This is a genomic window from Staphylococcus sp. AntiMn-1 (assembly GCF_001663395.1).
GTDB classification, from domain to species: Bacteria; Bacillota; Bacilli; order Staphylococcales; family Staphylococcaceae; genus Staphylococcus; species Staphylococcus equorum.
Window position 1 is genome coordinate 2,205,664 of the sequence record NZ_CP012968.1, and the last position, 15,429, is coordinate 2,221,092.

Consider the following 15,429-nt stretch of genomic DNA (forward strand, 5'->3'; position numbering starts at 1 on the left):
TCACCTGATATTTTTGGGGAGTTCTTGTTTCTCAATATAGTGTATTTCTTTCACATATGTACCTTTATGAATGATTTCTACAAACTTTTTACTTGGATCATAACCACCGAATGTTAATTTATAGTTCAGTTTTTCCCCATTCTTGGAATACGCTGTGACATCGTTATATTGCTGTGTGTGTTGTTTAACTATGGCATACGATTTTTCTTCTTGTAGAAAGGGATTAAATCTATCAAAGTTATCATTTGTTAAAAATGTAGTAACAGCAAGTAGTATGATAACAGTAATAACGATAATTAATTTTTTACTCATTATTCTAGCTCCTTTAAGTTAATTAAGTTATTTTTTTCTAACTTATTTATATATATACTTTGTATTAAAATTTGAATAATTATAATAAAGATAAATAAAAGGAGGATTGCACTATTCTTCATAACTGTTATAGATATAACGCCAACTAAAATGACTAATCCATTACTCAATAGTAAGTATTTACTATTATTTTTAATTAAATTGAAACCATGTATTTTTCTTATCATTAAAAATTTCATATTTTTTTCAAAGTATTGTTGGATATCAAAAATTATTGTTAAAACCAATGTGATAAAAGACAAAAGTATTGAAATAGATACAATAAGGATTTTAAGATTAAGATCTTCAAAATCCTTCAATACTATGTCTTTATAATTTGTAACACCACTTACAACATCTTCTAATCCATATTCCTTCAAATATTTATTGGTATTTTCATAATCTTTAAACAAGTAACTACCTTGTGTGACCGATGAATAATAAAAGTTATTTCCTAGGTCTGTTGTATCTATTAATACAACTAGAGGATTTTTACTAAAGTTATTTTTTAAACTAGATCTGGTATCAAAAGTATATATTTCAAAGTTGTCATTTGTTTGTTTCATGTTAATTTCTTTAATTTGATTATCATTATCCCGTTGAAAGTTAATCCAATCTTTGAAATCTTTTTTAATTGCTTGTTGAAAGATATGCGCTTTAGGTGGTAATAATAAGTCTATTGTATTTTTAGAATCGGACAGTTCAAATTGTGTTTTAAATGCACTATTATAAAAATCTATGAAATTGCTATTTAAAAAATAACGTTACCATTTTCAGGCGTGTAATTCGTAGGTTGGGGATGATATAAATTATTGTGTCTAATAAGTAATGATTCACGTTGTGCTTCAGTATTTGAGATTAATTTATGAGATTTTTTGGATATATCATTTTCTTCTGAATGAGTGTACTTAAGTGGTGCAACTTCAATGACGTAATAATCATCTAACTTTGTCCAGTATTTTTCAGTTTCTTTAATCTTTTTCAATTCATGATATGAACTTAAATTTTGTACTAACAAAATTACTAAGACAAATAGAATAATTATCTTGAACGATACAGTTATCATTCGTAATAAAGTGTAGGGTTTTTTGCCTTTGATAATTAATGGTATATCTGTTTTTATAAATAGTGTATAAGAGCAAAGTGAAATTAGAAAAAGTATACTGAATAAAATGATTACACCTAAGAAAACACGCACTATAAAAATAAAATTATTGTCTGAAATGTCCAATACTAGTGACAAAATTATTATAGAAATTAAAAAGACACTTAATAAGGAAGTGTAGTATAAACATTTCTTAAGCATATCTTCAGATATTATTTTTGAAATTGAATAACCATGTAATTTTTTAATACCATATTCTTTAAATTTTATATTGGCTATTTGTAAAAAATAAAAAACATGAAGTATTAATATTGAAGTCATAGGGAATAGGAGCCCCTTATCATTTATGACAGATAAAAATAAAACGAATTTATTTAAACTAACTATTTCTGATTCTACACCTTTTTTCTGTAGTAGTTGTTTAATATTATGAGAATCAAATGAATCTCCCATTACAAAATAATTCCCTCGGACATCTTTACTCAGAAGGGTGTCGTAGTTGATATATTTATACCTAATATGATTTTGAAATTTTGGTTTTTCTTCGTTAAACGAGTATATATATTTGTCTGTATTTTGATTTGTATTTGAGATAGATTTATAGATTGTGATATTTTCTTTTTGGGAAATCGATTCAATTGTTTCATAAATTTCTTGCTTATTGTGACTATAATCCCAAGCAGAAATGTTTAATATGGTATGACTACCAGGTAATAATTCTTGCTCTTCTCTTAATGTGAACACTAGGACTAATATAGTAATGATACCAAGCGTTATGATATCTAAGGTTAATTTTATTATTTTCATACAGTACCTCATCAATTAAGGAAATGAATACAAATTGTATTCATTTCCCAGCTATTATTAGTAAACGTTGTAATATGTTCTATTTACGAAGAATGATTTTGGGGCAGATGCTCTAGCTTGGATACCTGCTCTCGTTTTCCACTATAGGATTTATATTTACCCACTGCTGTAGAGCCATGTGCTTTATAATTATTACTGTAATATGACCAAACATATTTGCTTCCTACTCCATAATTCCAAATTCCACCTATAGATAGTTGCTGCATTTGCTATTGTTCCAGAGCCTAATACTATTGCTAAATACAATAAAACACTTATAATAGTCTTTTTCATTTGCATAGCCTCCTTTGGTATTAATTTATATTATTATATAATTTTCATTAAAATATCTCATTATGATTTTTTTCACTTACCCTTTAAAAATTTATATTTTTTCATAAAAAAGAGCATCTCCTTTAAATATTAGGAGATGCTCGTAATTTATTTGTCTGAAGGTTGTCTTGGCAAACCTATTTGTTGAAATCTATGTTAATAAGGTACGACAATTACAGTATCGATACGAAATTGAGACAAGGTTGACACCTAGCATATCAGATGACGTTTATTCTGTAATTATCTAGAAGAAAGTTGATAAACTTTAAAAGAAATCAGAAGGGATAAGATCATCGAATTGTAAGTGCTTTAATGAATCGAAATTCACACTTTCTATACTTTGAAGTAGTTCACCATTTTTAGCTTGGTTATAATAATTAACTGCTTCTGCTTGCACGTCATGGTCCTGGAATGTTTTAACTACGCCTAATATCAGTAATACTGCAATAGCCCCTTTAATGATTGTCTTCATAATAAATGACTCCTTCTATAAGTTTATACTCTTATTCTATACCGTTTTGTACTTTGTGACATGCGTCCCTAGTATCGAAATTATATCATACCTTAGTTGTATCCTAACGATACAAACTATTAAGAACTTTCTTTTTATAAACCAAATACAATAGGTAACCATAAATATACGAATAGTGATATTACCACAATTGCACACATGTTTAAAATAAATCCAGCTTTAACCATATCTTGCATTTCTAATTCATCAGAACTAAATACCGCAGCATTTGGTGGTGTTGAAATTGGCAACATAAATGCACACGTTGAGGATACTGCGACAATTCCCATAATAATAAATGGATCTTGGCTAATTGCTGCGGCTAAACCAATACTGATTGGCATTAACATATTAGAAACTGCCGTATTAGACATCACTTCTGTTAAGAATAAAATAGACGTCGATAATACGATAACGACAAGGATTAATGGTAGTGGTTCGACGAAACCTAGCATGCCACCAAACCATTTTGTCAGTCCTGAATCTTCAAATGCAGCAGCTAAGGATAAGCCACCGCCGAATAATAGCAATATACCCCATGGTAGTCTACTCATATCATTCCATACGAGTAATGCACCGTTAGAAGATTTTGCAGGAATAAGGAAGAGCAATACAGCACCTAACATTGCGATAACTGTATCTGATAAATTTAAAGAAGCAGGCAAGAGACCGCCACCAATCCACAAGATACTAACGAAAAGGAAGACAATACCTGTTAACTTTTCTTCTAAACTCATCGGACCTAAATCATGTAAAGCTTTCTTTGCAAAATCTGAAGATATTTTATCGGAGTCTTCAATTTTAAATAACCATTTTGTCATTAACAAGTATAAAATGATTAACAAAATAATTGTCAACGGTAAGGCAAATAACATCCATTGTGCAAAGGACACTTCTCTATTTAAACTAGAAGAAGCGATGGCTGCGAAAACCGCATTTGGTACTGAACCAATAAGCGTTGCTAAGCCACCGATAGATGCTGAATAAGCGACAGTTAATAATAATGCTTTCCCGAATTTGTGGGCTGATTCTGGTTTGAGGAATTGTGCATCTTTAATTTCTTTTATTAATGCTAATGCAATTGGCAACATCATAAGTGCGGTTGCTGCATTTGAAATCCACATTGAAATAAATGCAGTTGCAATCATCGTACCTAAAATAATACGATTACTATTTGAACCCATCAAAGAAATGATGGTCATAGCAATGCGTTTATGTAAATTCCATTTTTCAATGGCCAGTGCGATAATAAAGCCGCCCATATACATAAAGACGATTGGATCAGCATAAGCACTCGCAGCTACTTGTTCATTTGTCCCGCCACTCAAAGGTAGTAATATCAATGGAATGAGTGACGTAGCAGGTATAGGAATTGCTTCTGTAATCCACCATGTAGCCACAAAAAGTGTGACTGCAAGAACAGCACGTGGTTCATCCGCTAAACCTGTAATACTGGGTATAAAATAAAAAATGATGAAGAGTGATGGCCCTAAGATTAAACCGATTTTTCTTTCATTTGCAAAAATCCCCCTTGTTATTGTCTATAGTTGCAAGAATATCAATTTAAAAAGAGCAAAACAATGTATTTTTCAGAAAATTATAAAAATTAATGAAAAATACTGGTAAACTGTATTTAATATCTTAGAATAAAAATTTATTACAAAGGGGGAATGTTCATGGTATTAGGTGCACTTATAGCTAAAGATGACACGTGGATGTTATGGGCAATTATTATAGTTTGGGCAACAATAAGTTTATTCCTAGAACAGCGATACAAGTGGGCAAGTACAATTTCGGGAGCTATTATAGCGCTAGTGGGGGCAATGCTCTTATCAAACTTTAAAGTGATACCAACGAGTTCACCGGTGTATGATACGGTATGGGATTTTATCGTGCCACTTTCTATTCCATTATTATTATTTAGTTCAAACATTTTAAAGATATGGAAAGAAAGTAGACGATTATTATTCATTTTTATGATTGCTTCGGTAGGGACAATGATAGGTACAGTGGTCGCATTTCTTACTTTAAATCAATGGATACCTTACCTGTCTAAAATAGGCGCCATGATGACTGGAAGCTATATTGGTGGTGGCATGAATTTTGCAGCTTTAAGTTCTAAATTCCAAACACCTGGAGACATGGTTTCTTCGACAGTAGTTGCTGATAACAGTGTTATGGCACTGTATTTTATATTACTTATAGCCATTCCATCAATGCCTTGGATAAAAAATATTTTACTACTAATTATAAAGCCGAAACGACACCTGAGACACAACAGTCATTTTGGCAACCAAAAAAAATTCAATTATTAGATATTGCATTTTCAATGGCAAGTGCCATTGCACTTGTAGCGATTAGTTTCAAAATAGCAGAATTGATACAACTATGGGTACCTAAAAGTAATCTCATATTAACAATCATTGTATCTTTCTTTGGTGATTCTTATTTATTGTTAACAACACTGACATTAATAGTTGTTGCTATCTGGGGAGATTTCTTTGAGAAGTTAGCAGGTGCATCAGAAATTGGCACTTTCCTTATTTATATATTCTTTGTAGTCATTGGCACGCCGGCTTCATTTGCTACAATTATTACAACTGCACCGTTGTTATTTGTTTTTGTCATTATTATTTTGATTTTCAATTTAGGTTTAAGTCTTATTTTAGGTAAGCTCTTTAAATTTAAAATTGAAGAAATATTGTTAGCAAGTAATGCAACTGCGGGAGGGCCTACTACTGCAGCAGCATTAGCTATTGGAAAAGGCTGGTCAGGTTTAGTGGGCCCGATACTTATTATTGGTACATTAGGTTATGTAATAGGAAATTATGCTGGAACAATGATGTATCAATTATTTATTCATCTAGGATAAATTGTAAAAGGTGTTAGAATATGTATGTATATTTGACGGAACTTAATGATGGAGGGATATATGTATGAACGAAAAAGAAAAGATGTTAGCAGGTGAATGGTATGATGCTAACTTTGATGAAGCTTTGGATGTTGAAAGGAATAAAGCGAAAGATCTTTGCTTTGAATTAAACCAAACAAAGCCGAGCAATTCAGAAAAACGCAATGCAATTTTAACTGACTTACTCAATGATAAGCCAGATAATTTAGAAATATTAAGCCCATTCCAAGTAGATTATGGCTACAATGTTTTTTTAGGAAATAATGTATTTGTAAATCATGATTGTTATTTTATGGATGGCGGAAAGATTTTTATTGGAGATAATGTTTTTATAGGTCCGAAATGTGGACTTTATACAGCTGTTCATCCTCTTCAATATCAACAGAGAAATATAGGGTTAGAACAAGCATTACCTATTAACATAGGAAATAACGTGTGGTTAGGTGCTAACGTTATTGTGTTGCCGGGTGTTCAAATCGGTGATGGAGCAGTCATTGGGGCAGGTAGTGTTGTGGCGAAGGATATTCCGGAAAATGTACTAGCAGTCGGAACACCAGCTAAACCTATAAATAAAATAGATAATTAATAAATATTTAACAGAAAAAGCGGTGGTAACATTCATTACGTAATGGATATTACCACCATTTTTTTATTGTACATAGTGTAAATAATCATGAAATATAAAAATAATCTACAATAGTCATTATCATTAAATCGTGTAATATTAAAAAACAAATTAAAACAATGTAGAAAAATATTCCGCGGAGCTTAAATTTAAAATAATAAAATTGTTCGGAATATAATAGTGAAATGTGTTAAGATATAAAAATGTGAGTGAAAAGGTAAGTAATATAATTGTAGATGAATATATATAAGATAGATGAATCTGATTTTTAGAAAGGAATCGATAAATCTGCTTATAGTTAGAATTGAAACAATTATGTCCACACAAAAACATAACTACTTCAAGAAAAGGAAAGAGGCATTTCAAAGATGGATATATTAATTGGAACTTTGTTTTTAGTTGTAGTGTTAGCATTATTTACACTGTTTACATATCGAGCACCTATGGGTATGCGTGCGATGGGTGCTTTAGCAAATGCTGCAATTGCAACATTCTTAGTTGAAGCATTTCATAAATACGTAGGTGGCGACCTATTAGGTATTAAATTTTTAGGTGAACTGGGCGATGCTGCTGGAGGTCTTGGTGGTGTAGCTGCAGCTGGACTTGTAGCATTAGCTATTGGTGTTTCACCTGTATATGCTTTAGTTATAGCTGCCTCATGTGGAGGACTAGATTTAATACCTGGTTTCGTCGCTGGCTATGTTGTTGGTTATTTAATGAAATACGCGGAAAGAAAAGTACCAGATGGTATAGATTTGATCGTAGGTATTTTAATTATTGCACCTTTAGCAAGATTAGTTGCGACGGGTATTACCCCGTTAGTTAACAATTCACTATTAAAAATAGGTGACATCATTCAAAGTTCTACAGAAATAAACCCAATTATTATGGGGATTATTCTTGGTGGTGTTATTACAGTAGTAGGAACAGCGCCATTAAGCTCTATGGCTTTAACGGCATTACTTGGTCTAACTGGTATGCCAATGGCAATTGCTGCTATGGTTTCTTTCTCTTCTTCATTTATTAATGGCACAATGTTTAATAAATTGAAATTAGGCGATCGTAAATCTAGAATTGCTGTTTGTATTGAACCATTATCTCAAGCAGATATTGTGTCGGCAAATCCTGTTCCAATATATACTGCGAATTTTATAGGTGGTGCATTAGCGGGAGCGGTTATCGCTTCATCTGGAATGATAAATGATGCAACTGGTACGGCAACCCCACTAGCTGGTTTCTTAGTCATGTTTGGATTTAATGATCCATTGAAAATTTTCATTTATGGCGCAATTATCGCTGTTATTGGTCTAATTGTAGGCTATGTATGTTCTAAACTTTTCAAAAATTATCCAATTGTAACGCAAGAGGATATAGAATCCCGTTAAAACATACGTTGTAATGCGTTGTAGTATAAAATCTTGAATAAAAAAGGAGGTTTAGATTTTTCAAATGAAATCTAAACCTCCTTTTATTTTTTGAGATATTTGAAACAGTAATAGATAACTAGTTATTAATCACCAATTTGACTATTAAGTATATCTGTAATAAACATATGTCCTGGTGCATGGGTAATCATTAATTCTGGCTTGGCATCTAGAGCGATAGATTGTGGGGTCACACCACATCCCCAAAAGACAGGAACTTCATTTTCCTTTATTGTGGCAGGTTCTCCAAAATCAGGTCTTGTAATATTATCAATACCTATTTTAGATGGATCACCAATATGTAGCGGTGTCCCATGCATATTTTTAAAGTGTGTAGTAATTTCAGTTGCTTTAATGGCTTGCTGCATTGTCATCGGGCGCATACTTACTGTGATATTACCTGCAAATTCGCCACTTGGTTCTGCGGGTATATCAGTGATGAACATAGGTACATTGTGATCTTCTTCAATATGTCGAATCGGAATGTCGGCTTCTAATAAGGCATGTTCAAAGGTAAAACTACAACCGATTAAAAAGCTGACCATATCACCATTAAATAGATGCGAGACATTTGTTGGTGATTCAACAAGCTCGCCATAACGATAGACACGATATTCTGCCACCTCTGTGCTAATATCTGCTTGTTTACCGTAGAAAGGAAAGGTAGTAGAACCTTTTTCGGATACATCTAAAAGTGGACATGTTTTAGGATTGCTAAAACAAAACCTTAAAAAATCATATGCGTAGCTTGAAGGTAGAATAACGACATTGGCTTGTACGTATCCTTTAGCCATACCACTGGTAGGATCAGTAAGTTCTCCATTACTAATCATTTCTCTTAGTTTATGTGGCTGTATATTATCTAAATTCATAAAACCATCCCCTTAATTTAAAACTTATCGTTAGTTTAGCAAAAATAAGTCATAACAGTTAAATATATGTATATTACAAGTTTATAAAAATGCCCCTCCATTAGCTAGAGAATAGGAGGGGTGAATCATTTTATTTGTCGTTATTATTTTCGTCTTTTTTATTATTTCTATATTGTTTGTTTAATTCAGCTTCTTTTTCATCATGAGTTGTGCTTTGCTTATCATTTGCTGAATCGTCTTTTGAATCATTAGTATCATCATCTTCACGTTGCTCAAGTGGAATTGAATAATCTTTATCATCATCTATATGTGTCATTTTAAAATGTTTCGTTGGTTCTCTACGCAATGCACGCATTAATGACACAATCATTAATAGCAAGATAATAGAGAACGGAAGCCCTGTGACAACAGAAGCGGTTTGTAAACTTGTTAAGCCACCAGCAATTGTCATAGATACTGAAATTGCACCAATTAAAATACCCCAAATGATTTTGTGCTTCGTCTTAGGATTTGCTATGCCACCTGTTGCCATGCCTGAGACAATATGTGTTGTTGAATCAGCACTTGTGACAATAAATATAAATATCAGTGCAATTGCTAAAGCACTCGTAATGTCAGCAAGAGGGAATTTAGATAACAATTCAAATAACGCTACGGTGTAGTCTTGATCAACAACGTTAGCAATATTATCATTCTCTTTGAGTGCAATTTTAACTGCTGTACCCCAAAACCAGCAATCCAAGTAAATGAAATTAGCGGTGGAATAATGAGTACGCCAACGATGAATTCTCTTATCGTACGTCCACGTGAAACCCGCGCAACGAAACCACCTATAAATGGAGACCATGAAATCACCCATGCCCAATAAAAGACTGTCCATTGTTGAATCCAGCCATTGTCTCCGGTATATGGACTAATACGTAAACTATATTCAATAAAATGGCGTAAATAATCACCAATTGCTAAAGTGTAAGATTCGAAAATGAATTTTAAATCACCAAAAATGAACATAAAGATAAGAAGCAAGGCACCTAATCCTATATTAATATTACTTAGCCATTTGACACCTCTATTTAAACCAGTTGCTGCAGAAGTTAAGAAAATAGCTACCATTAATACAGTAATTGTGATTTTAGTAATATTATTATTAGGTATATTAAAGACATGTTCTAACCCACCGCTAATTTGCATAATACCTAATCCAATTGAAGTTGCGATACCCATCACTGTCGCAATAATAGCTAAAATATCGATGATGTTTCTGTAAGGGCGCTTATATGCTTCGCCAAATACAGGCTCCATCGCTGTTGAAATTAGCCCGTCACGATTTTTTCTGAATTGGAAATAAGCGACAGTAAGACCGGCAATTGCAAATATAGACCATTGTGAAATACCCCAGTGGAAAAATGTATAGCCCATTGCGACTCTTGCAGATTCTGCCGACTCATCTGCGACTGTGCCTGGGAAGGGAGAATGTAAATAATGACTTAATGGTTCAGCCACACCCCAAAAGACAATCCCTACACCTAAGCCTGCTGAAAATAGCATTCCAATCCAAGAATGCATAGAAAACTCAGGCTCTTCATCATCTCTACCTAATTTAAAGCGTCCATAACGAGATACAGCTAACGCGATTAAAAAGATATCTAAAATAAAAATAATAACTAAGAATAACCATCCGAAAGAATTTGATATGTAGTCATAAACTTGTTGTGCGTATGTTCCAAACCCCTTTGGGAAAATACCAGCAACTAAAGTGATGAGTAAAATGATAGCTACTGAAATAATGTAGACCAAATTACGATTTTTTGTTTTTCTCTTATGCTTATTATTCATAACGCTATTTAATCATTCCTTTGTTTATTTAGATTATAATTACATACCCTTATTATTATTTTGTTACTCATTGGACTAAATTCGTTTGTTTTAAGTATTTAAATACAATAGAATAGATTGAGCAATCATATTATTGCATAACGTTATTTGTGAGGGTATAGCATTAACAAAGCTAGAAGTAAATTCCTGAGGAGGAAAATTATGAAAAGAACTGTGGAAAAAATATTAACCTGGGTAGGCATTATCCTACAGTTTATCTTAATATTTTTAATGGCTATCGTTACGCCATTTTTAAATGATGCGAGCGTAAAAGATTCACTCATACAATCAATGAACAATAGTCAAGAATTTAATCAGGTATCAAATCAAATGACACCATCTCAATTATTAGATATGGCGAGTAGCTTGTTTATTGTAGCTTTAGGAGCAGTTATCGTATGTACAATTATCGCAATTATATTTGCGTTATTAATTAATAAAATTCCTAAAGTGTCGGGTGTTGTACTGATATTAATTGCAATTGTTACAGTATTTACATTTAATTGGATTACTGCATTATTGTGGTTAGTAGCTGGTATTTTACTATTAGTAAGAAAAGCGCATAAACCGAGCTATGAAGGTGTTACGAATTCAAATAATAGAAGCAATACAGACAATCATTATCAAGAGCGAAATACTGAATTAAAAGATGAAGCACCAGAACATCAAACTGATGATAGAGACTTTACAAAGCAAGAGAAACTAAGTGATGACAAAGACGAAGCGGTATCGACTTCTGATGAACACACGTATCAACGTCGCCAAGATCGTAAAGATAAATAAAATCGAAGTATTTCATGATGAACGTAAAATGATAAATGGTGATACTATGAAATAATAAGATAAAGAAAGAGGACTAGCTGATTGTAAAAAACAGCTAGTCCTCTTTTAATTATTGTATTTGATATATAATTTGTTAATTTACTAATCCATCTTGCCGTGTTTATAACTTTCATACACTTTGTCGTAATTGATGTGTCCAATACCACCTACCATAAATTTTCCGAGTTTGAATAAGTTGAATACATATGCTAGACAAACTGATATTGTGACTGTGAGAATGAAAGTGAAAGCAATGTTTCTTAATGAACTATCCGCTCTCAATAAGCCTAAATCATGCACAAAGAAGTAATGAACTAAATATATACAGAATGAGTAGTTACTTATGAATAATACGAATTTTGGAACATATTTGACATAGGATGAGAATAAGAAAAACAGCAAGATCACCATTGTGACATAAAATGGTATATCAAAGCGTTTAGATTCTACCCAAGTACTAACACCAAATAAATAGTTACTAATTAATATACCTGCTGACAAGATTGCGCCAAAAATAATAAGCCAAGTATATTTTTTAATATTCTTCATGAGGGACTCATAGTATATGCCTGTATAAAAACCAAGTAAGAAATAACTAATCCAACCTAAAAAGAGCATCCAACCTTCTCTTCCCCAAAACAATCCTAAAATTGGATTTTCTGATGGGGTACAAATTCTCTAAATGCCCAATACAATGTGGCGAATATTGTTGCACCAATAATTACAGGAATAGGTTTCCATTTAATTATGTATTTAGCAAAGAGAATGTGTAATATATAGAATTGGAAAATAATTACAATAAAGTATGTCACAGCGCCACCATGGAACATCGTGTTTGAAACATGCCCAAAGTAATCATCTAATGTCTCAGGTTCAAAATAGAAATATGAGATAGCTAGATTAACCACAATATATGGGATACCTAAATAAATCAATTTGTTTTTAAAGAAACCAGGTTTTGTTTTAACGTGATAATTTTTCGCTAATAAAAATTCTGAAATGAATACAAATAATGGCGTACTAAACATTAGCAATAATTGAAAAATTCTAATAGCAGTGCCATGGCCCACAAAATCCATTTTGGAAAATGTAGTTGTAATCGCATGAATGAGAACAATACTTAAACAAGCTATAGTACGCATCCAAAAAATAACAGACGTATATGTTTTCATAAATAGCTTAACCTCTCGATTGTTCTTTTTTTTGAAAATAAATATTGTTATGATTATATTCAAGTTTAAATAATAACATACGTAATGAGAATTCAGTGTAAATATTAAGATAAATTTTATTAAATTAGCATTTACTATTTATATGATATTAACAATAAATATCAATGAATATAATAGCAAATTTTAGGGAATAATGCGAAATAGGTGAGATACGATTTAATTAAAAAAAGTGATTGTAAGCGATTGCATTTGTGGTGTGATACATATACAATAAAATCAAGAGTGGAATAATTCCATTCGTGTTTTCTATTTACAAACTGACATGGGGGTAGAAAAATGGTAGTTAATTATCAGAATGAACCAGGTATCGATTTTACAGACAGTAAAAATGTAGAATCATTTAAAGAGGCTTTAAAGAAAGTTAAAGGTGAATTAAATCAAAAAATTCCTTTAGTAATTAATGGGGAAGAAATATTCACAAAAGATACGTATCAATCTATCAACCCTGCCAATACTACTGAAGTTATTGCAGAAGTTTCAAAAGCAACTCAAGCAGATGTAGATAAAGCATTTGAGTCTGCAAACGAAGCTTATAAATCATGGAAGAAATGGTCACACAAAGATCGTGCTGAATTTTTACTTAGAGTATCGGCAATTATTAGACGTCGTAAAGAAGAAATCTCAGCGGTGATGGTTTACGAAGCAGGTAAACCATGGGATGAAGCTGTAGGTGACGCAGCAGAAGGTATTGATTTCATTGAATACTATGCGAGATCAATGATGGAATTAGCAGACGGTAAACCAACATTGGATAGAGAAGGAGAACATAATAAATACTTCTATAAACCAATTGGTACTGGTGTTACAATTCCACCATGGAACTTCCCGTTTGCAATCATGGCTGGTACGACATTAGCGCCAGTAGTTGCAGGGAACACAGTACTTTTAAAACCAGCAGAAGATACACCATTAACTGCATATAAATTAATTGAAATTTTAGAAGAAGCTGGATTACCAAAAGGTGTTGTTAACTTTGTACCAGGGGATCCAAAAGAAATCGGTGACTATCTTGTAGATAGCGTACACACGCATTTTGTAACTTTCACAGGTTCACTTGCTACAGGTACTCGAATTTTTGAAAGAGCTGCAAAAGTACAAAAAGGACAAAAGTTCTTAAAACGTGTTATTGCTGAAATGGGTGGTAAAGATGCAATCGTAGTTGATAAAGATATTGACACTGATTTAGCAGCAGAATCTATTGTAAGTTCTGCATTTGGTTTCTCAGGACAGAAATGTTCAGCGTGTTCTCGTGCAATCGTACACAAAGATGTATATGATGAAGTATTGAAAAAAACAGTTGAATTAACTAAGAATTTAACATTGGGCAATACTGAGAATAACACGAACATGGGACCAGTTATTAATAAAAAACAATTTGATAAAATTAAAAATTATATTGAAATTGGTAGCAAAGAAGGTAAATTAGAGTTCGGTGGTGGTACGGATGGTACTACTGGATACTTTATTGAACCTACAATCATCTCAGACTTAAAATCAAGAGACCAAATCATGCAAGAAGAAATCTTTGGTCCGGTGGTTGGCTTTGTTAAAGGCAACGACTTTGAAGAACTATTAGACATTGCTAACGATACAGATTATGGTTTAACAGGTGCTGTAATTACTAATAATCGTGAAAACTGGATTCATGCAGTTGAAGAATACGATGTAGGTAACTTATACCTTAACCGTGGATGTACTGCAGCAGTTGTTGGCTATCACCCGTTCGGTGGTTTCAAAATGTCAGGTACTGACGCTAAGACAGGTAGCCCAGACTATCTATTAAACTTCTTAGAACAAAAAGTCGCTTCAGAAATGTTCTAATTAAAATTATAAAATAATTTAAAAGCCTCTCATTGCTTTGCAGTGAGAGGTTTTTTGGCGTGAATTTATTGTTTTACGTCTTTACTTTGATATTAATCATTTTATGAAAGATTTCATCTATTTCGTGTGCCGGGCGTTTAATATTGTGGTCGCGCATCCACTTCATAAAGCCAAATAAACTTGCGCCATATACATAAAAAATCAGTTCGATTGGAACACTCGGATCTACAGAAATACGTGACATATTATCTTTAATGTCATTTTGTAATACACGGATGAAATAATTTGTAATCGTTCGTTCAAAATCTTTGTCTTCTATTTGCTTTTCTTTAACTTTGTTAAGTTCATCGATATCTGTTATTGTTTTTTCCATAATAGTAAATGGATTGTTAATGCGTTCTTTAAAATCAATTGAAAAATAATCTTTCATTAAATAGGTAATTAAATAAATAAGTAAATCATATTTATCATAAAAATGTTTATAAAATGTTGTTCGATGTACCAAAGCTTCGTTGCAAATTTGGTTTACGGTAATTGTTGAAAAAGGATGTTTTTCCAAGAGATCATAAAAACTTTTAGACAGCGCGCGTTTTGTTTTAATAACACGGAGATCTTTTTCATTCATTCTACACTTCTCCCTTTTTGTAGTTTAAATAGACATATTGGCATAATTAGTTCTTTTTATAATACGACTTAGCTTG

At 32.2% G+C, this 15,429-nt stretch carries 12 protein-coding genes and 3 pseudogenes; 5 read left to right on the plus strand and 10 right to left on the minus strand.

Annotated elements, in window-relative coordinates; all coding sequences use genetic code 11:
- The 6 genes from AOB58_RS10645 to AOB58_RS10665 form a co-directional block, all read right to left on the minus strand.
- Positions 1-312, minus strand: coding sequence for a YxeA family protein (locus AOB58_RS10645; RefSeq protein ID WP_064783407.1), 312 nt, complete (start codon positions 310-312; stop codon positions 1-3).
- Positions 312-917 carry a DUF1430 domain-containing protein gene (locus AOB58_RS10650; protein WP_064783408.1) on the minus strand — a complete coding sequence of 202 codons (606 nt, stop codon included), beginning with the start codon at positions 915-917 and terminating at the stop codon, positions 312-314. The genes AOB58_RS10645 and AOB58_RS10650 overlap by 1 nt, the downstream gene beginning before the upstream one ends.
- 185 nt (positions 918-1,102) lie before the next feature.
- Positions 1,103-2,263 carry a hypothetical protein gene (locus AOB58_RS10655; protein WP_064783409.1) on the minus strand — a complete coding sequence of 387 codons (1,161 nt, stop codon included), beginning with the start codon at positions 2,261-2,263 and terminating at the stop codon, positions 1,103-1,105.
- An 83-nt stretch (positions 2,264-2,346) separates the two neighbouring features.
- On the minus strand, positions 2,347-2,529 hold the full coding sequence (locus AOB58_RS13375) for a lactococcin 972 family bacteriocin (RefSeq protein ID WP_371988346.1): 183 nt from the start codon (positions 2,527-2,529) through the stop codon (positions 2,347-2,349).
- Between the two features lie 371 nt (positions 2,530-2,900).
- Positions 2,901-3,107, minus strand: coding sequence for a cell wall inhibition responsive protein CwrA (locus AOB58_RS10660; protein WP_002506625.1), 207 nt, complete (start codon positions 3,105-3,107; stop codon positions 2,901-2,903).
- A gap of 134 nt (positions 3,108-3,241) precedes the next feature.
- Positions 3,242-4,672 carry an SLC13 family permease gene (locus tag AOB58_RS10665; protein WP_064783410.1) on the minus strand — a complete coding sequence of 477 codons (1,431 nt, stop codon included), beginning with the start codon at positions 4,670-4,672 and terminating at the stop codon, positions 3,242-3,244.
- 150 nt (positions 4,673-4,822) lie between these two features.
- Between AOB58_RS10665 and AOB58_RS10670 the strand changes: the two are divergent.
- The 3 genes and pseudogenes from AOB58_RS10670 to AOB58_RS10680 all read left to right on the plus strand — a co-directional run bounded on the left by AOB58_RS10670 (position 4,823) and on the right by AOB58_RS10680 (position 8,067).
- A pseudogene (locus tag AOB58_RS10670) lies at positions 4,823-6,018 on the plus strand (DUF819 family protein).
- A gap of 64 nt (positions 6,019-6,082) precedes the next feature.
- On the plus strand, positions 6,083-6,643 hold the full coding sequence (locus tag AOB58_RS10675) for a sugar O-acetyltransferase (protein WP_064783411.1): 561 nt from the start codon (positions 6,083-6,085) through the stop codon (positions 6,641-6,643).
- Positions 6,644-7,050: 407 nt separating this feature from the next.
- Positions 7,051-8,067, plus strand: coding sequence for a PTS sugar transporter subunit IIC (locus AOB58_RS10680; RefSeq protein ID WP_002506629.1), 1,017 nt, complete (start codon positions 7,051-7,053; stop codon positions 8,065-8,067).
- A gap of 125 nt (positions 8,068-8,192) precedes the next feature.
- On the opposite strand, the gene AOB58_RS10685 is transcribed toward AOB58_RS10680, so the two are convergent.
- Together AOB58_RS10685 and AOB58_RS10690 are read right to left on the minus strand one after the other, a co-directional pair.
- The gene (locus AOB58_RS10685) at positions 8,193-8,978 is read right to left on the minus strand and encodes a putative hydro-lyase (protein WP_064783412.1); all 786 of its coding nucleotides are present in this window, start codon (positions 8,976-8,978) and stop codon (positions 8,193-8,195) included.
- A 130-nt stretch (positions 8,979-9,108) separates the two neighbouring features.
- A pseudogene (locus AOB58_RS10690) lies at positions 9,109-10,721 on the minus strand (BCCT family transporter).
- A gap of 294 nt (positions 10,722-11,015) precedes the next feature.
- Between AOB58_RS10690 and AOB58_RS10695 the strand changes: the two are divergent.
- Positions 11,016-11,636, plus strand: coding sequence for a DUF4064 domain-containing protein (locus AOB58_RS10695; RefSeq protein ID WP_021339739.1), 621 nt, complete (start codon positions 11,016-11,018; stop codon positions 11,634-11,636).
- Positions 11,637-11,777: 141 nt separating this feature from the next.
- Here AOB58_RS10695 and AOB58_RS10700 read toward each other — a convergent pair.
- Positions 11,778-12,847 (minus strand): annotated as a pseudogene (locus tag AOB58_RS10700) (acyltransferase family protein).
- Positions 12,848-13,183: 336 nt separating this feature from the next.
- Here AOB58_RS10700 and pruA point away from each other — a divergent pair.
- On the plus strand, positions 13,184-14,728 hold the full coding sequence (gene pruA / locus AOB58_RS10705) for an L-glutamate gamma-semialdehyde dehydrogenase (RefSeq protein WP_064783413.1): 1,545 nt from the start codon (positions 13,184-13,186) through the stop codon (positions 14,726-14,728).
- A 73-nt stretch (positions 14,729-14,801) separates the two neighbouring features.
- On the opposite strand, the gene AOB58_RS10710 is transcribed toward pruA, so the two are convergent.
- The gene (locus AOB58_RS10710) at positions 14,802-15,353 is read right to left on the minus strand and encodes a TetR/AcrR family transcriptional regulator (RefSeq protein WP_064783414.1); all 552 of its coding nucleotides are present in this window, start codon (positions 15,351-15,353) and stop codon (positions 14,802-14,804) included.
- Positions 15,354-15,429 lie beyond the last annotated feature (76 nt).